The organism is Sneathiella sp. D3-11 (genome assembly GCF_055809395.1).
The window spans coordinates 1,294,509-1,315,439 of the sequence record NZ_CM147911.1 but is presented as its reverse complement, the minus strand read 5'-3'; the positions used below and the strand labels follow the sequence as shown (position 1 = coordinate 1,315,439).

The following is a 20,931-nucleotide window of genomic DNA, read 5'->3' as shown; positions in this document are numbered from 1 at the left end:
CATCAATAAGTTTCAAATTACGCAACAAAAAATTCCGATAAACGGAATTAGCAAGGGAGAATAATGACAAGTCTGTCGGCACCTAAGGGTTCGATCGCGCGCGCGGCACGGGTTTTGGAAGTGCTGTCGCTTGCGCATGACGGCGCGGATCTTACGGAAATCGTTGCGCAATCGAAGTTTTCAAAGACAACCACGTTTCGGGTGTTGGCGGCTCTGCGCGAGATTGATTACGTATTTCAGGATCCGGCCACTAGAATCTATCGGTTGGGATCGAAGCTCGCCGAACTGTCCAGAAATTCTGAACGTATCAATGTCAGTGCCCTTGCTGAACGCGGAATGAACAGATTGGCGGAAATGTCGGAAGACACTGTTTTTCTCTCGGTTCCGGAAGGGGCCGTTTCAATTTGTGTAAACAGAAAAGTTGGGGCCTTTCCCATTCGTACCCTTACGCTGGATAAAGGGGATCGCAGGCCTTTGGGCGTCGGCGCTGGATCTCTCGCGCTATATTGCTCGTTGTCGGACGAACAGAGGGCGGCGGTGTGCCGTGTCAACAAGAGCTGGCTTGCCGACTATGGTGTTACCGACGAAAACCTGACGGTAGAGTATACTTTTTTTAAAGAGAATGGCTACGCCCGCAACCGGGGCGGGGTAGTCAACGGGATGAGTGCGATTGCTGTACCGGTTATGACAGCAAGCGGTCGGCTAGTCGCAGCGCTTGCCATTGGCGCGATTAACGAGCGGATGGAAGCGTCGCGGATTAATGATCTTATCCTGCCGGGATTAAAAGAGAGGCCCGTCGGCTCGCCGGCCGGTTTAATGCATTGGAAAAGGAACAAAATAAATGACTTTTGCCGGTCACAATTTTGAGCGCGGACGATCCCTGCTCGAGATGATGGAGCGTATTCGCGCGTTTGAGGAGCAGGCCTGTTTGGCAGCTGAGAGAGATCAGCTTGTGCTTGGCGCTATTCATCCGTCTATCGGCCAGGAGGCTGTCGCCGCCGGTATAATGTACAATCTTACGACGGAAGACATTTTGCTTTCAACGCATCGCGGCCATGGGCACACGCTGGCAAAGGGCGCGAGTTCTCTCGCGATGATGCGTGAATTGCTCGGCCGGGAAGGTGGTTGCTGTGGCGGCAAGGGCGGTTCAATGCATATTGCGGATTTTGACGTAGGAATGCTGGGTGCGAATGGTGTCGTGGGGGCAAACATCACGATTGCGGCGGGTGCGGCCCATGCCATCAAGCTGCTGGGTGATGACAGAATTGTCGTCGATATTTTCGGCGATGGCGCAATAAACCGCGGGCCGTTCCTTGAAGGAATGAACTGGGCCGTCGTTTTCAAGTTACCCATACTTTTCGTTTGTGAGGATAACCAGTATTCCGCAACGACCAAAACATCTTCTATGACGGCAGGCGATGGCGCAGCCGCGCGTGCAACGTCGTTGGGAATGCGCTCAACAACTGTTGACGGTAATGATGTGGAATTGATTGCCGATACGGCAACGGATATAGCTTCGCGGTTGCGTGCGGGCGGTCCGCCAGAATTTCTACATGCAAAAACCTATCGCCGTACCGGTCACACATCCTTCGACCCGGCAACCTATCGACCGGTAAATGAAGCGGCGGAAGAAGAAAAAGAAGCGATCCGATAAAGCGCCAACGTGCAGTTCTTGAGGCGGCGGGCATGTCGGAAGCCGATATTCAGTCTTTACATGAAAATGCTCAGAAAGAAATGATAGACGTACTTAAAGAAGCGGCCGAAACGCCTTTCCCGACAAATGAAACTGCGTTTAAAGATGTCCAGGATATCGGTAGCCCTGCAGTGGAGGCTTACTGATGCCGAAACTAACTTATAGAGATGCAAGCCTAGCCGCTATCCAGCACTCCATGCGGGATGACTCTACCGTCTGGTGTGTCGGTGAAGATTTGGGCCGAGGCGGCGTGTTTGGCCAGTATAAAGGCCTTCGGGAAGAATTCGGCGACGCGCGGATCTCCGATGCGCCGATTTCTGAAGCGGCAATTATGGGTGCTGCTTTCGGTGCCGCGATGATTGGCACACGCCCAATCGTCGAGATGCGGTTCTCAGATTTTGCGCTATGCGCGACGGACGAGTTGGTCAATCAGATCGCAAAGGCTCGGTTTATGTTTGGCGGACAGTCGCGGGCGCCGATGGTCATTCGGAAGCCAATGGGCCTCTGGCGTTCATCTGCGGCCCAGCATTCCCAATCCCTTGAGAGCTGGTACGCACATATTCCAGGCCTTGTCGTTGTCTGTCCTGGAACGCCTCAGGATAATTATTCCATGTTGATGGCGGCCATCGCCTGCGATGATCCGGTTGTGTATCTGGAACATAAGGGCATTTGGGATATAGAGGGCGAGGTTGATTTCTCTAAGAAATACGAATTTGGAAAGGCCGAGATACGGCGCGAAGGAACGGATGTGACCATCGTCAGCTGGTCGAATACGGCGAACCTTGCTGTTGAAGCCGCTAACGCGCTCTCCGGTCAAGGCGTCAGCGCGGAAGTTATTGACCTTCGCAGCCTGTGGCCTTGGGACAAGGAAGCCGTGCTCAAAAGCGTCGCCAAGACCGGTCATCTGGTCGTTGCGCATGAATCGGTTGCCGTCGGTGGCTTTGGGGCGGAAATCGTTGCGACGGTCGCCGAAAAGGCTGGCCATACATTAAAAGGACCGGTACGCCGCCTCGGCGCGCCACGGTCACTGGTGTCCTATGCGCCAAATCTCGAAGATATGCTGCGTGTTACCTCGGAAATGATGGTCACGGCGGCGCAAGAAACTCTGAAAAAGGCAAGTTAATGATTAAAAATGAAATGACAGGCGGTGAAGCGCTGGTTCGTATGCTGCTCGCACATAAAGCGGGTCCTATGTTTGGTATGGGAGGCTTTCAGCTTCTGCCATTCTATGACGCGGCGAGACGCTTGGGGCTTAACCACAATCTGATCAACGATGAACGTTGCGCGGTATTCGCGGCTGATGCCTATGCAAAGGTATCGAACCGAGTTGGTTTAGTGGATGCAACACTGGGGCCGGGGGCAACAAACCTTGTAACCGGTCTGGTGGAGGCCTTGAACGCGGGTTCTCCGATGGTAGCCATTATCGGTGACGCGCATCGCGATCATGCGGGCAAAAACATGACGCAGGAAACCGATCAGGTGTCCATTCTTCGTCCTGCCTGCAAGGAACTCCTTAAAATCGAGGCAATTCACCGTATTCCGGAAATCATGCGCCGTGCCTTTGCCGTTGCCACATCAGGCCGGCCCGGTCCTGTCGTTGTAAATGTGCCCGAAGACGTTGCCCATGGGACTTATAATTTCGAGCCGGAAGAGTTTGAGGTTGATGGCGCTCATTCCATGATGCCAGCACTTCGCTGCCGTCCGGATGCAGAGATGGCAGCAAAAGCCGCGGCTATGATTGCAACGGCGAAGCGACCCATGATACTCTGCGGCGGCGGTATCCATATTTCCGGCGCGCAAGAGGAAGTTACACGATTGGCGGAGGCTTGCAGTATCCCTGTCGCCCATACGCTTACGGGTAAAGGGTCAATTGCCTGTTCAAATCCGCTGAGTGCGGGTCTTTTTGGTCGTTACGATCGTATTGCAAATGACCTGATAGCCGAAAGTGATTGTCTGCTGGTGGTCGGGTGTAAGCTAGGTGAAATTGCCACTAAGCGATACACGATCCCGGAGGCCAATGGGCCGGTTATTCATCTCGATATCGTTGCCGAGGAAATGGGACGGACGTATGAACCAGCATTGAAACTTTGGGGCGATGCTAAGTCCGGGTTGAAAGATCTATACGACCTGCTGGAAAACGGCGCCGGTGAGCAGCGTCAAATGCGCGAAGACTATATTGCGGAAATCCCCGAGAAAATGGCTGCCTGGCGGGATGATGTGTCGGAGCGTCTTAATTCAGATGAAACGCCGGTTCATATGGCGCGGCTGATCACTGAAATCAATAAACTGCTGCCAGCAGATGGTTATCTTATTGCCGACGGCGGGTTTGCCGCACATTGGGGCGGATTACTTTTCGATACTAAAAAGGCAGGCCGGGCATTTGTTCCGGATCGGGGATTTGCCTCAATCGGATACGGTTTGCCGGGATCGATGGGCGTACAGCTGGCTGAGCCAGAGGCAATCGTTGTCGGGATTACCGGCGATGGCGGCTTTAATATGGTTCTGGGCGAGCTTGAAACAGCCCGTAGAATGAACCTTGGTGTGACCATTATTGTCGTTAATAATGCTGCGTCAGGATATGTTAAGGCTCTGCAGCATCTGATGTATGGGGATGGCAACTATCAGTCTTCGGAATTGTCGGAAACCAACTATGCCAATGTCGCGAATGCTATGGGATGTCACGGAGTCCGCGTCGAAAGCCCGGATCAGTTGGAAGCCGCATTGCTCAGCGCATTTGCGGAAAAAGATCGCCCAAGTGTAGTCGATGTCGTCGTCACGAGAGACCCCGCAAGAATGCTTCCTGCGGTGGATAACAGGACCGTTCAGGTCAAAAAGGGAGACCGCGTGGCATAATGCGCGGTTTATCATAATAGGGAAGGAAAAGACAATGAAACTGTATGCTTTGCTTGCGTCCGCCTTAATCGGCGTTGCCAGTATTTCGCCGTCATATGCGGCCGATTATAAGTCAGAATATAAGGTCTCAACAGTAGTACCTGCGCCATTTCCATGGGGGCTAGCTGCTGACAAATGGATTGAGCTTGTGCGGGAGCGTTCTGACGGCCGGATTAATATGAAAGCTTATCCCGGCACACAGCTAGTGGCCGGTGAGCAGACCAAGGAATTTACCGCGGTACGTAAGGGTGCAATTGACATGTCTGTCAGCTCCACCATTAACTGGTCGCCACAAATTCCGGAAATGAATATCTTCGCATTGCCGTTCCTGATCCCTGATTACAAGGCGATGGATGCTCTGACCGGCGGTCCCGTTGGTGAGGAAATTTTTGAGATTGTTCGCTCCAAAGGTGTTGAGCCTCTGGCATGGGCTGAAAACGGATTTCGGGAACTGACTAACTCCAAAAGGGTTGTTCGGACGCCAGCTGATCTGGAAGGCATGAAAATCCGCGTGGTCGGTTCTCCGCTCTTTAATGACACATTCACGGCTTTCGGTGCAAACCCGGCGCAGATGAGCTGGGCGGATGCAAAGCCGGCTCTGACAACCGGTGCGGTCGATGGTCAGGAAAATCCGCTGACGATCTTTACCATCGCCAAAATGCACCTTGTCGGCCAGAAATATGTCACGACTTGGGGATATGTTGCGGACCCGCTGATCTTTGCGGTTAGCCACAGAGTGTGGAAAGATTTTACTCCTGAAGATCAGGAAATCCTTCGTCAAGCAGCGATTGATGCTGGTGCGTATGGCATCGAAGTGGCGCGTACAGGCCTGACCGAAGGCGATGACTCTCTTTATAAGTCGATTGAAGGTCTTGGTGTGACAGTGACGCATCTCACGGATGAAGAACGGCAACAATTTGTCGATGCGAGCCGTGGCGTGTATGAGAAATGGACGGAGATTGTCGGTCCGGATCTGGTGAAGAAAGCGGAAGAAAGCGTTGCTAACCGCTAATTCGCTTTATTAAATATGGTGAGCCGGAGGGAGAGACACCGCAGTTGCGGAAAGTGGCCCTCCGGCTTCTATAAGGTAAGTATGAGTTCATGGAACAAGAAAACGCCGAAGAAACAGACGACAATCTGCAAGAAAAACATCCGTTTCGAATAGAGGAGGCGGTTGGTGCCCTTGCGATGGGATTGATTTGTCTCATCAGTATCCTGAATGTTGTTGTTCGATATGCAACGAATGTCTCTTTTGCTTTCACGGAGGAATATTCGGTTTTCCTTCTGGTGATTGTTACCTTCGTAGGAGCGGGGTTGGCCTATACCAATAAGGGCCATATCTGTATCAGCATTCTTGTGAACCGGGCAGGCCCCGGCGGTAAATTCTTGCTCAATTCTGTTGCCTTCATCTCATCCGCAGGCATGTTCGCTCTGCTCGCCTATTACGGTTCGGATCTGGCTATTGATGAGTATCTATTTGAAGAAACATCCCCGGCGCTTGGTTATCCCACATGGATTTATACCATGTGGCTCCCATTGCTTTCGATTGCGGTTCTTTTCCGCATTTTTCAGGTGCAATGGAATGAACTAAGGAATAAGACATGAGCGCACATGTCATTCTCCTCGGATCATTTTTCCTCATTCTAATATCCGGGGCACCGATTTCAGTAGCGCTTGGACTGTCCGGCGTCATTGCCATATTCTTTGGCCTCGATATGGATGCCGTCGCGAATATGAGCACCATTACCTACGCCAGTATCGCCAAATACCCCTTGATCGCCATCCCGCTGTTTATTCTGACGGGCATGATTTTCGAGAGATCGGGTGTAGCGGAGAGACTGGTCGAATTATCACGGGCGATTGTCGGGCCAAGGCGCGGCGGCCTCGCGCTAGTTGCTATTCTGGTTTGTCTTATTATGGGCGGTATGTCCGGATCAGGGCCCGCGGATGCAGCCGCGGTCGCAACCGTCATGATCCCTAGCATGTTGAAGGAAGGATACCCACGCGCGTTTTCTGCAAGCATCATTGCCGCGTCTGCCTCCACTGCTATCCTGATTCCGCCGTCCATCGCACTGATCGTTTACTCGATCATGGTGCCGGGTGTCGATTTGCGGGCCTTATTCGCCGCCGGACTGTTTCCGGGGCTACTCGCAGGATTGGCCGTTGCGATACCGGCACTTATCATTAGTCGCCGAAAAGGGTTTGGCGCTATCGATTCTGGACGTCCACCGCTTGGAAAGAGCTTCGTTCGGGCATTGCCGGGTCTATTTGCGCCAGTCATTATCCTGGGGGGGCTGAGGAGCGGATTATTTACCCCGACGGAGGCCGCTGCAGTAGCAGTATTTTACGGTTTGATCGTCGGTCTATTCCTGCACCGTTCCATGAATATGCGGGACATTTACAATGTCCTTGCCGAAGCCGCACAGATTTCTGCGGTTGTGATGATCATTATTTCGCTCGCCGGTATATTTGCTTTTGCCGGGTCTATCCTTGGTACCTTTGACGCGGCGGCGAGCCATATACTGTCAATCTCGGATTCACCGATGGTTGTTCTCATCTTGGTGATGGCAATTATCTTGCTTGCCGGAATGGTTCTCGATGGGGTGTCGATCTATTTGATTGCCCTGCCATTGCTTATGCCGATTATGGCGACACTCGGGTGGAACCAGGTATGGTTTGGCGTTTTGATGGCCATGAACGTTGCGATTGGCCAATTTACACCACCGGTTGCCGTTAATTTGATGGTAACGGCGAAGATCGCCAACGTACCGATTGAGGCGACGATGCGGTGGGTATTTTGGCCTATTGTCGCGATGATCGGTTCCGTCGGGTTGGTTATCGCTTTTCCATCGATCGCGCTATGGCTGCCAACCGTGCTCGGATATAAAGTGTGATTTTCTTCGCGCCGGCGAGAACCTTCTATCGATCCAGATGACAATTCCGCCCGTCCATGACATGATTATGGACGGTGTATGTGAATAACGAAGGGTGATGTCATGCGGTGGCGGGGCAGACGGCGTAGCGACAATATCGAAGATAGGCGTGGACAGACAAGTACTGGAGGGCTCGGTCGGGGCCGGGGAATGCCAATACGGCTACCAAGAGGTCGTGGCGGCAAACTCGGCATTGTCGGTATTCTTGTCGTCGTTGGCATCTCACTCTTTCTTGGTATCGATCCAACGGCCCTGCTGCAGGGGGGCATACAATCTGGCGGAATGCAGTCGCAGCCTCAACCGAAAATAAGCCGTTCCGGGGCAGATGATGAGCTCAGCAAGTTTGTCTCTGTCGTATTGGCAGACACGGAAGATACTTGGCATGCATTATTCGAAAGCGCAGATCGGCGCTATCAGGAGCCGACGCTGGTCCTCTTTTCCGATGCCGTGCAGTCCGCGTGCGGTTACGCACAATCTGCTATGGGTCCGTTCTATTGCCCGGGAGACCAGAAGGTTTACCTCGATCTGGCCTTTTTTCAGGAATTGCATGATCGGTTTGGCGCTCCGGGTGACTTTGCACAAGCCTATGTGATTGCGCATGAAGTAGGACATCACGTTCAGACATTGCTCGGCATCTCCCAGAAAGTTCACGAGCAAAGAGGTCAAGTAAGTAAGGTTGAAGGCAATAAACTATCAGTTCGCCTTGAGTTGCAGGCCGACTGCTTTGCCGGAATTTGGGCATATAATGCTGATCGTTCACGTAATCTTCTGGAGGCAGGAGATATAGAGGAAGCCCTTAATGCGGCCACGGCGATCGGCGATGATCGGCTGCAGAAGCAGTCCAGCGGTCGGGTTGTGCCGGATTCCTTTACGCATGGGTCGTCAAAGCAGCGTGTGAAGTGGTTTATGACCGGGTTTGAAAATGGCGACGTCCGTAAATGTGACACCTTCAGCACGAACAATTTATAGATAATCATCTATTACAGTTCCATACATGAGCCAAAGAAAAACCCCGCTGCGCGGAATAACGTTTGCGCAACGGGGTGTTTTTCAACCTTTAGAGTCAGATCCAGGTCTTACTGGAACAGGTAGTTCGGTAGCCACAACGCAATTGCCGGGAATAGGACAATCAAGAACAGTCCGGTCAATTCGACAAGAGTATAGGGGCCAACCGACCAGTAGATATCCTTCATTGTTACATCTGGAGGGGCAACGGATCTTAAGTAGAACAAGTTGAACCCGAACGGTGGCGTCATATAGCTGATTTCCATCATCACTACGAACAGGATGCCAAACCAAACCGGATCAAACCCGTGGCTTGCGACCAGTGGCAGGAAGACGGGCAGGGTAATCAGCATAATACCGACAGGATCCAGCACCATTCCGAGTAGGAACAGAACAAACATCATGAAGGCGAGAGCACCCCATTTCCCACCCGGAATTTGTTGAGTCATATGGGTAATGAATTCTTCGGCACCCATTGCGGTATAGGCCATGGAATAGGCATGTGCCGCAAACACGATCCAGGTAATGATTGTCGTGAGACGGAAAGTCCGAAGCGAGGATTCCGAAATTACCTTCCATGTCAGTTTACGGTTTATCGCGCTGGCAACCAATGCACCAAAGACCCCAACTGCGGCGGCCTCCGTCACGGTAGCATAGCCACCAAATATTGCGCCAAGAACGATGAAGATGATGAAAATCGGCAGGAAAACCGAACGCAGCGCGCGCAGCTTTTCTCCCCAATCTGCTCGTTCTTCTTTTGGTAGAGATGGCCCTAAATGAGGCTGGAACCAACATCTGACCCCGATATAGATGGATACCAGAGCAAAAAGAAGCAAGCCCGGGAACACACCGGCAGCGAACAATTTGCCAACCGAGACTTCGGTAATAAGCGCATAAAGAACCATAAGGATCGACGGCGGGATCAATATGCCCCAACCGCCACCGGCGTTGATGGCGCCAAGGGCAAGACGTTTATCGTAGCCTCTGTCGAGCATTTGCGGCAGGGCGATCGTACCCATTGTCACAACAGCCGCGCCGGATATTCCAGACATGGCCGCGAAGATTGTACAAATACCGACAGTACCGATGGCGAGGCCGCCTTTCACACCACCCCACCATAAATGCATCATTCGGTAAAGGTCATGCGCGACACCGCTTCGTTCCAGCAGCATGGCCATGAAAACATAGAGCGGTATCGCAATGAGTGAGGATGTCTCCATCAAATCCCACATTTTCGAAGCAATCAGATAAAAGGCAATCGGGCCCTGTTCGAAATAAAGAAAGATAATCGACAGCCCACCAAGGACGAAAGCGAGCGGCACCCCGAGCATGATAAACAGGAACAAGAGGCCGAAAAAGAGGAGGGTAAGAACCTCAATACTTAGGAGATCATACATTAAACAGTTTCCTTTTCGTCATGCTCATCATCCTGTATCGGACCAAAGGCGGTTTCATCAACTTCGATGCCGCAAAGGATCATGATGTCAGCTATCAGCTTTACAATTCCTTGTAACAGCAGCAGGAATGCAGCGACGAAAATCATCGATTTCGATGGCCATATAGCCGGTCGCCAAGTGGTTTCATAACTGACTTCAAGGCGGGCGATGCTATCAGATGCCATCGAATAGGCCTCAGTAAGCAGGACGCCGAGGAAAAGGAAAAACAGGAAGGACGTTGCGATGTCAGTCAGCGCTTTCTGCTTTTTTGTGAAGTTGCCATAGAAAAGGTCGACATTGACGTGATCGCGCCTGGCGAGCAGATAACCGCCGCCGATAATTGCGTATATACCGAACACAATTTTTGATGCTAACGCGGACCAAGATATTGGACTTTGCGTTATATAACGCATAATTACGTCGCTGAGCAGTAATACAAACAAAATGAGAACGGCATAACTTGCGAGCCGACCGATCTTGGCGTTTGTATTCGTTACTGTGCGAGCAAAAGCTGTTAAGGCAGCCATGATATTCTCCCGTAAAAATTGACTAAAGCGACTTGCTAGTGTTCACTAACAAGCCCAATCAATCCCAAAAAAGGTCAAGTTTACCGTCGTCTCACCGCAATCCACTGCTGCATTTGCAACGAATTGCGGATGAGATTAAGTTAGCTTGTGCCAAATTTTTGACAGATAAAATGGGCCTTATACGTAGCCCATGCCCTTGAGGAAACTGGTAAGCATTTCGCTTGCTTTTGTCGCGTTTCCGCCCTTGGCACCTTCTTCAGCCAGAATTGCCGCTGATGCCTCAGCGAATTTCTTCTGAACATCAGCCGGGAACTGAGCAACTGTTATATTCTGCTCTGCGAAGCCTTTTGACAAGGCAAGCTTCTCTTTATACTGATACTCGGTTGTGCGTTTCCAGAAACGCATGTCGAGAAGTGTGAAGAACTCTTTGCGGAGTTCCGGTGACAGGTTATCAATTGCCTGTTGATTCATGATCAAGGTGTCAACCGCTAGACCTAGAGTTGGCTTCATATGGAATTTGGCAACTTCCCAGAGGCTCATGGACATAGCGCCCTGTGCCGCGCCCCAATGTGCGCCGTCAACAACCCCGCTGGCCAGACTCGAATACAGTTCAGGGCCGGCAACATATTGCGTTGACGCACCCGCGGCTTCCAGGAATTTCTGGTAGCTACCGGAAGAACGCAGTTTCAGTGTTGAGAAGTCATCAATGGAATTGATCTCTTTTGAAACAACCAGCTCCGTCGGATAGACTTTTTCGGCGCGGCTTACGACGCCATGAACCGCGAGGTCTTCGTTGAACAGATCCTCGAAACCCATGTTCTTGAGGAAATGAGCAAACTCCCATGGCTCACGGAAAGTGCCCGGAACACCAAGAGCAATACCTGCTGTCGGGGCTTCACCCAGGATATAGCCGGGAGAGATTGTGCCCATTTCAACCACGCCTTTACGGACGATGTTGAAGATTTCACCGCCTTTTGCAAATTCACCTGCACCAAAGAGCTGCAGTTCAAACTGCCCATCGGTGTTTTCTTTAAGTTCTTTTGCGATTAAGGCGAGGCTGTCGCCATAGGAAGAGGATGCCTTTGGCCAATGCGACTGCACCTTCCATGTGACCTTCTCGGCTGCTGCTGCTTTGCCGATGAAGGCTGGAGCAGCGAGTGCAGCTGCACCGCCTGCCAATGCGCCGCGCCGACTGATTACATTCGTTTCTTTTGTCATGATATTTCTCCCGTTGTGCGTTTGTACTGCCCTGTTAAAACAGTCAAATTATTGTTATCTTGCCGCAACTATCTTTTATCGGGAATAAGCATTATCGCATCGACCTGTTCACTGAAATTAGCATCAGTTTGTTTTTTAATAGGCCTGCAACAATACATTCCAATTTTATGGTATAATAAAGAATTCTGATTTACAAGCCGTTGCGTAACCTCATCGCTAATACTCGAAGGTGCCAGAAAGGGTGTTGGCCATTAAGGGTTGAATTTGAGCTCGATCTATTCAGCAAATAATTTTCTTACATCTTCTGCTGTTGCTACCGGGCGGCCTATTGCTTCGGCCACTTCGCAGACCTGTCGGATAAGATCTGCATTCCGACCTGCGCGCTCACCGGTTTTTAAAAACATATTGTTTTCAAATCCGACCCTAACATGCCCGCCCATCGCAAGTGCGGCGCTTGCTGCCGCATGTTCCAGCGGTCCGAACGCGCAAGTAGCCCAAGTTCTGTCAGGCTTCAGGTGGTTCAGGAAGGGGATCAGGTCATGCGGATGAGACGTCTGGTTTGAGGTGTATCGACCGAGCACCAGAATCAGAAAGGGGTTTTCAAATGAAATGATACCCCTCAGACTCCAATGCCTCAAACCTTTGAATATCCTCCGGGGAGTATGGGATGAATTGCGGCATGATTTTAAGCGTGCGCATTTCATTAAAGAATTCCTTCGCTTGCTGTTCTTGCCCATCGGGGACCAATTCCTTGATCGCGAGAGAGGCAGCATCGGGCTTCAACTCAATTACCATATCCATCTGCTGTTGCGGCGCATCTATCCCGACCGCTTCTGTTGTCGCTTGGATCACAAGGGCATCTCCGATCTTGTCTCGAATGGCGGCGATGGCCTCCCGATACTTTGTGACATCCAAAGTGTGCCCTTGTTGATCATCGCGTACATGAAGATGTATCATCGCGGCGCCTTCATTGAGGCAGGCCTCGGCCTCATCCGCCAATTCCGGTGGGGAAATTGGCAGCATCGGGTGGTCCTGCTGCGTTTTTCTCGCACCATTCGGTGCGACCGTCATAATAACCGGGGAAAGGGAGGATTGCGCATCCATGTAAGATTTTTCCTGAACTCGAAGTAATAACGTCCTGTTTGTACTTTACGCTATATATGATCCCAATGTTTTCGTTAACTGAGAAACAGGCATCCAATTTGCACATTGGATTGATGCAGTTTGAAATGTTCACGCCTCGGCACTTGCCGATAGTGTCAGATATGGGTATTGACTACGCACAAGTTTTTTAATCGGGTTAAATATTTGGATATGCGAGTAGGCTTGGATGCTTAATTCCTGCCTCCGCATAAAATCGCCCCCTCAGTGAAAAGGACAAGAATAATGCTGAAAGACGTTGTAATTTGTGAACCAGTAAGGACACCTGTGGGCCGCTTTGGTGGCCAGTTCAAGGACCTCCATGCTCATGAATTGGGTCGGACTGTAATCGAGGGATTATTAGCCCGCTGCGATGGTCTTAAGGATCGCGTCGAAGACGTAATCTTCGCTCAATGTTATCCTTCGATGGATGCTCCGGCGCTTGGCCGTGTTGTTGGGCTGGATGCCGGCCTTCCGATAACCATAGGCGGTTATCAGCTAGACCGCCGATGCGGATCCGGTCTTCAGGCGATCGTTAATGCGGTTATGCAGGTGGCGACAGGTGGTTCATCCGTCGTGATCGCGGGCGGGGCGGAATCCATGTCAAATGCGCCTTTTTACTCCACAGCGGGTCGCTGGGGAATTAAGGGAACATCTCTTGAATTCCACGATGCACTTGCCCGCGGCCGCGTGACCGCCGGTGGCATTAATTTCCCTGTTCCCGGCGGTATGCTGGAAACGGCTGAAAACCTCCGCAAGAGCCATTCCGTTCCGCGTGATGAGCAGGATAGCTTCTCGGTGGAATCCCATCGTCGAGCGGTGGCTGCGCAAGAAGCGGGACGCTTCGATGAGGAAATCATTCCGGTGACCGTAAAGGGCCGGAAAGGGGATACGGTCTATGACAAAGATGAGCATCCGCGACCGGAAGCGACAGAGGAAAGTCTTGGCAAACTGCGCCCCATTCGTCTCAAACAGGACCCGGATTCGACCGTCACCGCCGGTAATGCGAGTGGACAGAATGATGGCGCTTCGGCCTGTGTCGTCACGACGCGAGCGATATCAGAAGAGCTTGGCCTCAAACCCTACGGTAGTTTGGTAAGCTGGGCGGTTGCAGGCGTAGGACCGGAAATCATGGGTATCGGGCCTGTTCCGGCAACAGCGAAAGCACTGGATCGTGCGGAACTTGGCCTGAAAGATCTGGGCCTGATCGAGTTGAATGAGGCATTTGCCGCACAGGTTCTTGCTTGCACTCGCGACTGGAAGTTTGAAAAATCCGACTTTGAGCGGATGAATGTAAACGGCTCCGGTATCTCTCTAGGGCATCCGGTTGGCGCAACAGGCGGTCGTATTTTAGCGACATTACTTCGGGAGATGGAGCGACGGGATGCTCGCTATGGCCTTGAGACCATGTGCATTGGTGGCGGTCAGGGATTGGCGGCGATTTTCGAACGCGCGTAAAATCAACCATATTACATTTTCGGAAGGCGCAGCCCATGGCTGCGCCTTTCTTCGTTCTCACCTAATTATTTATCTGGTATTATCTCTCCAAATCCTCGTGACCTGCATCACATATATGCAATAACTGAAAATTATAGTTGAATGAACGTTCAATAATAAATATTTCGGACGCATTCATTCATCGGAAGCTTTCAATTTTTATCAGGATTTATGGATGACTAGAATTTCCAGGCATGTTGAAGAAACTGTACTCCCGATAACCAAAGACTTCCTCACTACGCTTCAAATGGTCACCTACCCAACGCATCAAGCGGTACTGACAAAAGGATCGGTAAATTGAAAATGTTAAATATAGCGAGCAAATCTGGGCAATTTGCCGGCCGTAAGGCGGCGAGCTTTTTTATCATCGGAATAGCTATGCTGATTCTGTCGGTCTTCTCAAACGTTGCAATCGCTCAGTCTGGACCTCCAGCGGTTACCGTTGCCAATCCTTTGCAACGTGAAATCGTCGAGTATACGGAATTCACGGGACAATTTGCGCCGGTCGAATATGTCGAACTCAGATCGCGTGTTAGCGGATATTTGCAGGAGATTAAATTTACAGATGGCCAGATCGTCAATAAGGGCGACCTGCTGTTCTTGATTGATCCACGTTCGTTTGAAGCTTCTCTTACCTCTATGCGGGCGCAACTGGCACAGTCGCTTGCGCGTGTCGATTTGGCAGACAAGCAGCTTGAACGTGCGTCCAAATTGCGGGAAAAAGACTTTGTCGCATCCAGCACCTATGACGAAAGAGTGCAGGAAAAGCGGGTAGCCGCAGCCGCCGCCGAGATTGCACGCGCAGATATCGCAACAGCTGAACTGGATCTAGAATTTACTAAGATACTCGCGCCGATAACCGGTCGGATCAGTCGGCATGAAGTCAGTGTCGGCAATCTTGTAAGTGGTGGCGATGGCAGTGGAAATACACTCCTCACCACGATTGTGTCGATCGATCCAATATATTTTGACTTTGATATGAGTGAATCTGCTTTTCTAGGGTATCAGCGCGCTGTTCAGTCAGGGACGCTTCAGTCCACGCGAGAAGCTATTCCGGTTTTTGCGCGGCTGACAGATGAGCCAGATTGGCCACGGGAAGGGACGCTTGATTTTGTAGATAACCAAGTTGACAGAACATCCGGAACGATCCGCATGCGTGCCGTTTTTCCCAATAAGGACGGATTCTTGACGCCGGGGCAGTTTGGTCGAATCCGGGTTCCGGGTTCAGACAAGTACACTGCCTTGTTGATACCAAAGGAAGCTATCGTATCTGATCAGTCTAACAAGATAGTTATGACTGTCACCGAAGATGGAACTGTTGTTCCTAAAGTTATTCGTCCGGGACCGACATATGACGGTTTGCGGATCATTCGAACCGGGCTTGAGCCAGGCGATCGGATTATTATTGATGGCCTAATGCGCGCTCGTCCTGGAGCCAAAGTCACTCCGCAGGATGGTGAAATCAAAGGTGCCGGCGAACGGCGTCCAGGGTAACAATTATGAAATTTTCCCATTTTTGCATAGACCGCCCGATTTTTGCCGCTGTTCTTTCTATCCTTGTCACGATCATCGGGCTCGTTGCATATGTGACGTTGCCTGTGGCGCAATATCCGGAGATCGCGCCGCCAACTATCGAAGTTCGCGCAACTTATCCCGGCGCGTCTGCGGATGTCGTCAGTGATACAGTTGCCACTTTGCTTGAGCAGGAAATTAATGGCGTTGAAAACATGCTCTACATGTCGAGCCAGGCCACCGGCGATGGCCAACTCTCGTTGCAGATAACCTTTGAACTGGGAACAGACCTGGATACGGCGCAAGTCCTTGTCCAGAACCGGGTGGCGATTGCTGAGTCAAGATTGCCGGAGGAAGTACAGAGAACCGGCGTGACGGTGCGTAAAAACTCTCCCGATTTAATGATGGTTATCCATCTCAGCTCTCCCGACGCCAGCCGTGATCTCCTCTATATTTCGAATTATGCGACATTGCAGATCAAAGATGTGCTTGCGCGTCTTGACGGCGTTGGCGATGTACGCGTCTTCAGCGCACGGGATTACGCCATGCGCATCTGGCTGGACCCCGATCGCATCGCGGCACGAGGCCTGACTGCAGGTGATGTCGTGGCGGCTCTTCGGGCGCAAAATGTGCAGGTTGCATCGGGTGTTCTTAACCAGCCCCCTGTTCCAACCTCGGCAGCCTTCCAGATTAATGTGGAAACGTTAGGCCGGTTGGAGACTGTTCGGCAATTTCGCAATATTGTCGTTCGTGCCGATGCCGACGGACGCGTTACCCGGATTGAAGATGTCGGGCGAGTGGAACTCGGCGCTCAGGATTATACAACGAACGGCTATCTTGATACGCGGGAGGCCTTGCCGCTTCTGATTTTTCAGCGGCCGGGTTCCAATGCCTTGGAGACTTCAGATCGTTTGATCGCGACCATGGAAGAACTTTCGAAATCTTTTCCGGAAGGATTGCAATATGACATCATCTACAATCCGACTGAATTTATTCAGCAGTCCGTGGACGCGGTGGTCGATACAATATTTGAAGCCGCGGTTCTGGTTGTTCTGGTCATCCTCCTCTTTTTGCAGTCCTGGCGTGCATCGGTTATCCCGATTATTGCCATTCCGATATCACTGATTGGGACTTTCAGTGTTTTGGCCGCATTTGGATATTCGCTGAATAATCTGTCATTGTTTGGGCTTGTCCTTGCGATTGGTATTGTTGTTGATGATGCAATCGTCGTTGTGGAAAATGTTGAACGAAATTTACGTCTTGGCATGTCGCCGCGAGATGCAGCGCATGAGACAATGGACGAAGTTGGACCGGCGCTGATTGCCATTGCTCTGGTCTTGTCGGCAGTTTTTGTGCCGGCGGCATTGATTCCAGGCATATCCGGCCAGTTTTTTCGCCAGTTCGCAATTACTATTGCAGCGGCGACCCTCATTTCCGGATTTGTCTCACTCACTCTCAGCCCGGCACTTTGTGCAATCCTATTCAAAGCGCAACGCGATGAGAAACCGGCTGGCCAGCTTGCACGGCCTTTTTTCGCGTTCTTTAATGCCTTCAATTCTGGATTTGACAAGTTATCGAACGGTTATGGTGGATTGACCCGCCGGCTTGCCCGAATGGTTGTTGTTGTGTTTATAGTTTACGGCGGACTTATTGCCCTTACAGTCTGGCAGTTTGACCGCGCGCCTACTGGGTTTATCCCACAGCAGGATCAGGGCTATCTCATTACAGTTGTGCAGCTCCCTCCGGGCGCATCACTGGAGCGGACAGACGCTGTAATGCGTAAAGCGGCGACAACTCTTCTCGATATCCCGGGTGTGGCCCATGTGATCCCGTTCGCGGGACTCGATGCGGCGACATTCACAAATGCATCGAATGCGGGCGCGATCTTTTCTTCGCTTGACGCCTTCGGCGTAAGAGAGCGAGACGGGATTACGCTTCAGCAAATAATTGGTGAACATTTCAAGCGGCTTGGCGGAATTCAGGAAGCGTTCTTCATTACGATTGCGCCGCCACCAGTGCGTGGAATCGGTAATGCAGGCGGCTTCAAGATGATTGTGCAGGATCAGCGCGGCCGTGGTCCCCAAGCGCTTGAAACTGCGGTACAGGAGCTTCTCGTGGCGGCAAACCAATCGCCTGAAGTGCGGAATGTGTTTACACTTTACAATACGAAAACTCCCAAGCTTTATGCCGATATTGACCGGGTAAAAGCGGAAATGCTGAGTGTATCGACAGGTGATATTTTCGAGACGCTAGAAGTATATCTTGGGTCTTCCTTCGTCAATGAATTCAACTATCTTGGTCGAACCTACCGCGTTACGGCACAGGCAGACGGTAATTTCCGTCAGGATATTGAGACTATTGCCAATATGAAGACCCGAAATGCACAAGGCGAGATGGTCCCAATCGGCTCTGTTGCGACTTTTGAGGATCGTACCGGCGCTTACCGGGTGCCGCGTTATAACCTTTATCGCTCTGCTGAGGTGCAGGGAAATGTTGCTCCCGGATTTTCGACCGGGGAGGGGCTGGCGGCTATGGAAACATTGGCGCAGGACATTCTGCCCGATGGCTTTGGCTTCGAATGGACGGAACTGGCATTGCAGGAGAAGCTTGCCGGAAACAACGGCCTTCTTGCATTCGTTGCGGCTGCGGTGTTCGTTTTCCTGTTGCTTGCCGCTCAATATGAAAGCTGGACCCTGCCGCTTGCTGTCATATTGATTGTCCCAATGTGTTTGCTCGCGGCGGTCAGCGGCCTTCAATTTAGGGGGATAGATGTAAATATCTTGGCCCAGGTGGGATTTGTTGTGCTTGTCGGTCTTGCGTCGAAAAATGCAATTCTTATTGTTGAATTTGCCCGGCAGGCAGAAGCGCAAGGCAAGAGTCGTGTAGAGGCGGCTGCGGAAGCGGCCAGAACGCGGTTGCGGCCGATCTTGATGACTTCTTTTGCCTTTATCTTTGGTATGGTTCCGTTAGTAATCGCAACAGGTGCCGGTGCCGAGATGAGACAGGCCCTTGGAACATCCGTGTTCTTTGGGATGCTGGGCGTGACACTGTTTGGTCTTATCTTTACGCCGGTCTTCTATGTTGGCGTCCGTTGGCTTAGTGACTTGCGCCGCCACCAACAGTCAGCGAAAGCCGAATAGAAAGAGCTGTATAAAAGTCTATCATTATCAAGGCCGCGCCATTTATATTGCGCGGCCTTTTTTAAAGCCCAAGTGGATGGCGGCTATAAAATGAGGCGCTGAGGAGAGATATTCCGACGGCGAGCAGAAGGCCACCTCCGGCCAGTGCCGCGCTATTTGTAAGGATCTGCCAAAGAGGATTATTAGCGTTTGTCGCTTTTGCCGCTTTTTGCCGGGCTGCAATCGCTAGAAAAGCGAGCAGGGCAACAGCCATCCCGGTTCCGAAAGACATTGCGATTACCGCACCGATACCCGCAAGCGGTAAACCCATAGCCTTTGCCAATACTAAAACAAGGACGGCGCCGGTACAGGGGCGAAGCCCGATGGCCAGAATAACGCCGATTGCAGATCGAACACTGTTGATTTGCTCTATCTGCTCTCCGCTTGGCATGTGGGCATGGCCACAGCAGTCATCATGAAGATGATCATGGGCAGAGTGATTGCCAGTATGTTTTTGCGTCATGTATCGGTTAAAAAGTTGGCGGGCCGTCCGCAATATCAGCAGCGCGCCTATGCCCGCAACCAGCAGATAACTAAGTCGTTCACTCCATGCTACAGCAGAACTGGTCTCTCTGGGAATCCATCCGGCGATGTAAATCAGGCCAAAGACAAGAAGTATTGCAACAATTCCCTGACATAGGGCAGCCGCAGCAGCAATACCTACACCGCGCCCTACCCTATGTGGGTGTGTGAGCAGATAGGTTGTCAGGACAATTTTGCCATGTCCGGGTCCAGCCGCATGAAATATTCCGTAGAGAAAACTTCCCAATACCAGACTCCAGGCAGCGTTCATTCCGCCAGAGGCAGACAGCGCTTTCAAGGCGATTAGCAATTCTTCATGAAAGGCGCGTTGCTGCATCATGATCCAGCTTACCAGACGTGACCATGCTGATGGTTCAAGCGTGCCAGCTGCTGCAAGTGCTGAAGGAACGATCAAATGGGATAAGGTCGCTACGCAAAGGAAGAGACAGATGCTAGCAACTATTCCTCGGGACATGTGAGACTGACGCGTTCTGCAAAAAAGGATCCCAGGCCTGTCTCCCCGCGTTGCGATGAATCAAGCATCGCAGCTTGCGCTACCGCACTTGGGTTCGGGTTGGGCGGTGTCAATTTATACTCACATCCGTCAGGTGCACCAGAGATGATGACCGGGATGTCGATTTCCGCATGCAGCATATCCACATAGTAAGTGGGATCAAAAATGGCATAGGAGAAGCTTTTTCCGGCGACGGAAACAGGCTCTTCAAAGGGGGTAACAAAAGACATTTCCAGACGCTTATCGACCATTCTTGTCGACATATCGGTTACGGGCTTAAGTTTGAGGGGTTTCTCCTTGATCATTGCTTCGGTGAAATATCCATACTCTTTCAGGTGCTCCATATTCACCTTCAGGATTTCATCGAGCTCTTCCTGGTTTGGCGTGCCATCGCCGTTACGGTCCGTTCCTTCCACAGCGTAGGCCGTGTAATAGTCGTCGAATAGCCATGTCTGATGCAGGCCATAGGCTCGTCCGGTGTCATCAAACAGGATTTTGATCGTCATGTCGGTCCAAACATGAGGGTGCGCAAAGACGAGCTGCGTCGGTGTCAAAAGAAAGAGACCGAATATAATGATCAACAAACGCATACAAAATCCCCGATATGAGCGCAACTGAACTGGATATAGTGTATCTATTCCCGATTAGAACCGCCAACTACTTTCTATGGTAGCAATCACAGGGGAACCCTATACCTATACATTCTGGCCGTTTAAAGGCGTAGATGTTAATGAGCGGCGGTGGGCGGTATATATTGACGGTGAACGGGCCAATTGCCGTCCGTAGGCCCAGCATTGCCGCTGTCCAAACCACCGCGAAATGAAAAGCGACAAATTCATGATATTGCAGTGATTTGAGAAGGG

General features: G+C 51.4%; 19 protein-coding genes. 12 read left to right on the top strand and 7 right to left on the bottom strand.

Annotation, left to right across the window (positions count from 1 at the left end; genetic code table 11):
• Positions 1–63: 63 nt before the first annotated feature.
• The 9 genes from AC0L73_RS06840 (at position 64) to ypfJ (ending at position 8,487) form a co-directional block, all read left to right on the top strand.
• Positions 64–867 (top strand): IclR family transcriptional regulator, encoded by an 804-nt coding sequence (locus AC0L73_RS06840; RefSeq protein WP_473655183.1) that lies wholly within the window; start codon positions 64–66, stop codon positions 865–867.
• Complete coding sequence (locus tag AC0L73_RS06835; protein WP_473655182.1) at positions 842–1,654, top strand: thiamine pyrophosphate-dependent dehydrogenase E1 component subunit alpha; 813 nt, start codon at positions 842–844, stop codon at positions 1,652–1,654. The genes AC0L73_RS06840 and AC0L73_RS06835 overlap by 26 nt, the downstream gene beginning before the upstream one ends.
• A gap of 32 nt (positions 1,655–1,686) precedes the next feature.
• Entirely contained in the window at positions 1,687–1,839 is a 153-nt protein-coding gene (locus AC0L73_RS06830; protein WP_473655181.1) for a hypothetical protein, read from the top strand.
• Complete coding sequence (locus AC0L73_RS06825) at positions 1,839–2,816, top strand: alpha-ketoacid dehydrogenase subunit beta (RefSeq protein WP_227949004.1); 978 nt, start codon at positions 1,839–1,841, stop codon at positions 2,814–2,816. The genes AC0L73_RS06830 and AC0L73_RS06825 overlap by 1 nt, the downstream gene beginning before the upstream one ends.
• The gene (locus AC0L73_RS06820) at positions 2,816–4,546 is read left to right on the top strand and encodes a thiamine pyrophosphate-binding protein (protein ID WP_227949006.1); all 1,731 of its coding nucleotides are present in this window, start codon (positions 2,816–2,818) and stop codon (positions 4,544–4,546) included. The genes AC0L73_RS06825 and AC0L73_RS06820 overlap by 1 nt, the downstream gene beginning before the upstream one ends.
• A 34-nt stretch (positions 4,547–4,580) precedes the next feature.
• Positions 4,581–5,597, top strand: a complete 1,017-nt coding sequence (locus tag AC0L73_RS06815; RefSeq protein ID WP_227949008.1) for a DctP family TRAP transporter solute-binding subunit — start codon at positions 4,581–4,583, stop codon at positions 5,595–5,597.
• Positions 5,598–5,686: 89 nt separating this feature from the next.
• Positions 5,687–6,190 carry a TRAP transporter small permease gene (locus AC0L73_RS06810; RefSeq protein ID WP_227949010.1) on the top strand — a complete coding sequence of 168 codons (504 nt, stop codon included), beginning with the start codon at positions 5,687–5,689 and terminating at the stop codon, positions 6,188–6,190.
• The gene (locus AC0L73_RS06805) at positions 6,187–7,479 is read left to right on the top strand and encodes a TRAP transporter large permease (protein ID WP_227949012.1); all 1,293 of its coding nucleotides are present in this window, start codon (positions 6,187–6,189) and stop codon (positions 7,477–7,479) included. Before AC0L73_RS06810 ends, AC0L73_RS06805 begins: the two co-directional genes overlap by 4 nt.
• 102 nt (positions 7,480–7,581) lie before the next feature.
• Positions 7,582–8,487, top strand: a complete 906-nt coding sequence (ypfJ, locus tag AC0L73_RS06800; protein WP_473655180.1) for a KPN_02809 family neutral zinc metallopeptidase — start codon at positions 7,582–7,584, stop codon at positions 8,485–8,487.
• Positions 8,488–8,594: 107 nt separating this feature from the next.
• Here the strand turns inward: ypfJ and AC0L73_RS06795 are convergent, their stop codons facing one another.
• From AC0L73_RS06795 to AC0L73_RS06775, 5 genes are all read right to left on the bottom strand, one after another.
• Positions 8,595–9,920, bottom strand: coding sequence for a TRAP transporter large permease (locus AC0L73_RS06795; RefSeq protein WP_227949017.1), 1,326 nt, complete (start codon positions 9,918–9,920; stop codon positions 8,595–8,597).
• Positions 9,920–10,486: a TRAP transporter small permease subunit gene (locus AC0L73_RS06790; protein ID WP_473655179.1), complete on the bottom strand. Its 567-nt coding sequence runs from the start codon at positions 10,484–10,486 to the stop codon at positions 9,920–9,922. The genes AC0L73_RS06795 and AC0L73_RS06790 overlap by 1 nt, the downstream gene beginning before the upstream one ends.
• A 177-nt stretch (positions 10,487–10,663) precedes the next feature.
• Positions 10,664–11,704 carry a TRAP transporter substrate-binding protein DctP gene (gene dctP, locus AC0L73_RS06785; protein ID WP_227949022.1) on the bottom strand — a complete coding sequence of 347 codons (1,041 nt, stop codon included), beginning with the start codon at positions 11,702–11,704 and terminating at the stop codon, positions 10,664–10,666.
• Positions 11,705–11,979: 275 nt separating this feature from the next.
• Positions 11,980–12,342 (bottom strand): 3-keto-5-aminohexanoate cleavage protein, encoded by a 363-nt coding sequence (locus AC0L73_RS06780; RefSeq protein WP_265334807.1) that lies wholly within the window; start codon positions 12,340–12,342, stop codon positions 11,980–11,982.
• Positions 12,305–12,808: a 3-keto-5-aminohexanoate cleavage protein gene (locus tag AC0L73_RS06775; protein ID WP_265334808.1), complete on the bottom strand. Its 504-nt coding sequence runs from the start codon at positions 12,806–12,808 to the stop codon at positions 12,305–12,307. Before AC0L73_RS06775 ends, AC0L73_RS06780 begins: the two co-directional genes overlap by 38 nt.
• 282 nt (positions 12,809–13,090) lie before the next feature.
• Here AC0L73_RS06775 and AC0L73_RS06770 point away from each other — a divergent pair, with 282 nt between their 5' ends.
• From AC0L73_RS06770 to AC0L73_RS06760, 3 genes are all read left to right on the top strand, one after another.
• Positions 13,091–14,302 (top strand): acetyl-CoA C-acetyltransferase, encoded by a 1,212-nt coding sequence (locus AC0L73_RS06770; protein ID WP_473655178.1) that lies wholly within the window; start codon positions 13,091–13,093, stop codon positions 14,300–14,302.
• Between the two features lie 417 nt (positions 14,303–14,719).
• Complete coding sequence (locus tag AC0L73_RS06765) at positions 14,720–15,835, top strand: efflux RND transporter periplasmic adaptor subunit (RefSeq protein ID WP_227949026.1); 1,116 nt, start codon at positions 14,720–14,722, stop codon at positions 15,833–15,835.
• A 5-nt stretch (positions 15,836–15,840) separates the two neighbouring features.
• The gene (locus tag AC0L73_RS06760; protein ID WP_473655177.1) at positions 15,841–18,993 is read left to right on the top strand and encodes an efflux RND transporter permease subunit; all 3,153 of its coding nucleotides are present in this window, start codon (positions 15,841–15,843) and stop codon (positions 18,991–18,993) included.
• 61 nt (positions 18,994–19,054) lie between these two features.
• On the opposite strand, the gene AC0L73_RS06755 is transcribed toward AC0L73_RS06760, so the two are convergent.
• Positions 19,055–19,969 (bottom strand): nickel/cobalt transporter, encoded by a 915-nt coding sequence (locus AC0L73_RS06755; protein ID WP_473655176.1) that lies wholly within the window; start codon positions 19,967–19,969, stop codon positions 19,055–19,057.
• 44 nt (positions 19,970–20,013) lie between these two features.
• Entirely contained in the window at positions 20,014–20,658 is a 645-nt protein-coding gene (locus AC0L73_RS06750; RefSeq protein ID WP_473655175.1) for a DUF1007 family protein, read from the bottom strand.
• Between the last annotated feature and the right edge of the window lie 273 nt (positions 20,659–20,931).

What these genes read in the sequence shown, in the direction of transcription:
- AC0L73_RS06840 (WP_473655183.1), top strand. Translation starts at nt 64, where the DNA reads ATGACAAGTCTGTCGGCACCTAAGGGTTCGATCGCGCGCGCGGCACGG.
- AC0L73_RS06835 (WP_473655182.1), top strand. Translation starts at nt 842, where the DNA reads ATGACTTTTGCCGGTCACAATTTTGAGCGCGGACGATCCCTGCTCGAG.
- AC0L73_RS06830 (WP_473655181.1), top strand. Translation starts at nt 1,687, where the DNA reads ATGTCGGAAGCCGATATTCAGTCTTTACATGAAAATGCTCAGAAAGAA.
- AC0L73_RS06825 (WP_227949004.1), top strand. Translation starts at nt 1,839, where the DNA reads ATGCCGAAACTAACTTATAGAGATGCAAGCCTAGCCGCTATCCAGCAC.
- AC0L73_RS06820 (WP_227949006.1), top strand. Translation starts at nt 2,816, where the DNA reads ATGATTAAAAATGAAATGACAGGCGGTGAAGCGCTGGTTCGTATGCTG.
- AC0L73_RS06815 (WP_227949008.1), top strand. Translation starts at nt 4,581, where the DNA reads ATGAAACTGTATGCTTTGCTTGCGTCCGCCTTAATCGGCGTTGCCAGT.
- AC0L73_RS06810 (WP_227949010.1), top strand. Translation starts at nt 5,687, where the DNA reads ATGGAACAAGAAAACGCCGAAGAAACAGACGACAATCTGCAAGAAAAA.
- AC0L73_RS06805 (WP_227949012.1), top strand. Translation starts at nt 6,187, where the DNA reads ATGAGCGCACATGTCATTCTCCTCGGATCATTTTTCCTCATTCTAATA.
- ypfJ (WP_473655180.1), top strand. Translation starts at nt 7,582, where the DNA reads ATGCGGTGGCGGGGCAGACGGCGTAGCGACAATATCGAAGATAGGCGT.
- AC0L73_RS06795 (WP_227949017.1), bottom strand. Translation starts at nt 9,920, where the DNA reads ATGTATGATCTCCTAAGTATTGAGGTTCTTACCCTCCTCTTTTTCGGC.
- AC0L73_RS06790 (WP_473655179.1), bottom strand. Translation starts at nt 10,486, where the DNA reads ATGGCTGCCTTAACAGCTTTTGCTCGCACAGTAACGAATACAAACGCC.
- dctP (WP_227949022.1), bottom strand. Translation starts at nt 11,704, where the DNA reads ATGACAAAAGAAACGAATGTAATCAGTCGGCGCGGCGCATTGGCAGGC.
- AC0L73_RS06775 (WP_265334808.1), bottom strand. Translation starts at nt 12,808, where the DNA reads ATGGATGCGCAATCCTCCCTTTCCCCGGTTATTATGACGGTCGCACCG.
- AC0L73_RS06770 (WP_473655178.1), top strand. Translation starts at nt 13,091, where the DNA reads ATGCTGAAAGACGTTGTAATTTGTGAACCAGTAAGGACACCTGTGGGC.
- AC0L73_RS06765 (WP_227949026.1), top strand. Translation starts at nt 14,720, where the DNA reads ATGCTGATTCTGTCGGTCTTCTCAAACGTTGCAATCGCTCAGTCTGGA.
- AC0L73_RS06760 (WP_473655177.1), top strand. Translation starts at nt 15,841, where the DNA reads ATGAAATTTTCCCATTTTTGCATAGACCGCCCGATTTTTGCCGCTGTT.
- AC0L73_RS06750 (WP_473655175.1), bottom strand. Translation starts at nt 20,658, where the DNA reads ATGCGTTTGTTGATCATTATATTCGGTCTCTTTCTTTTGACACCGACG.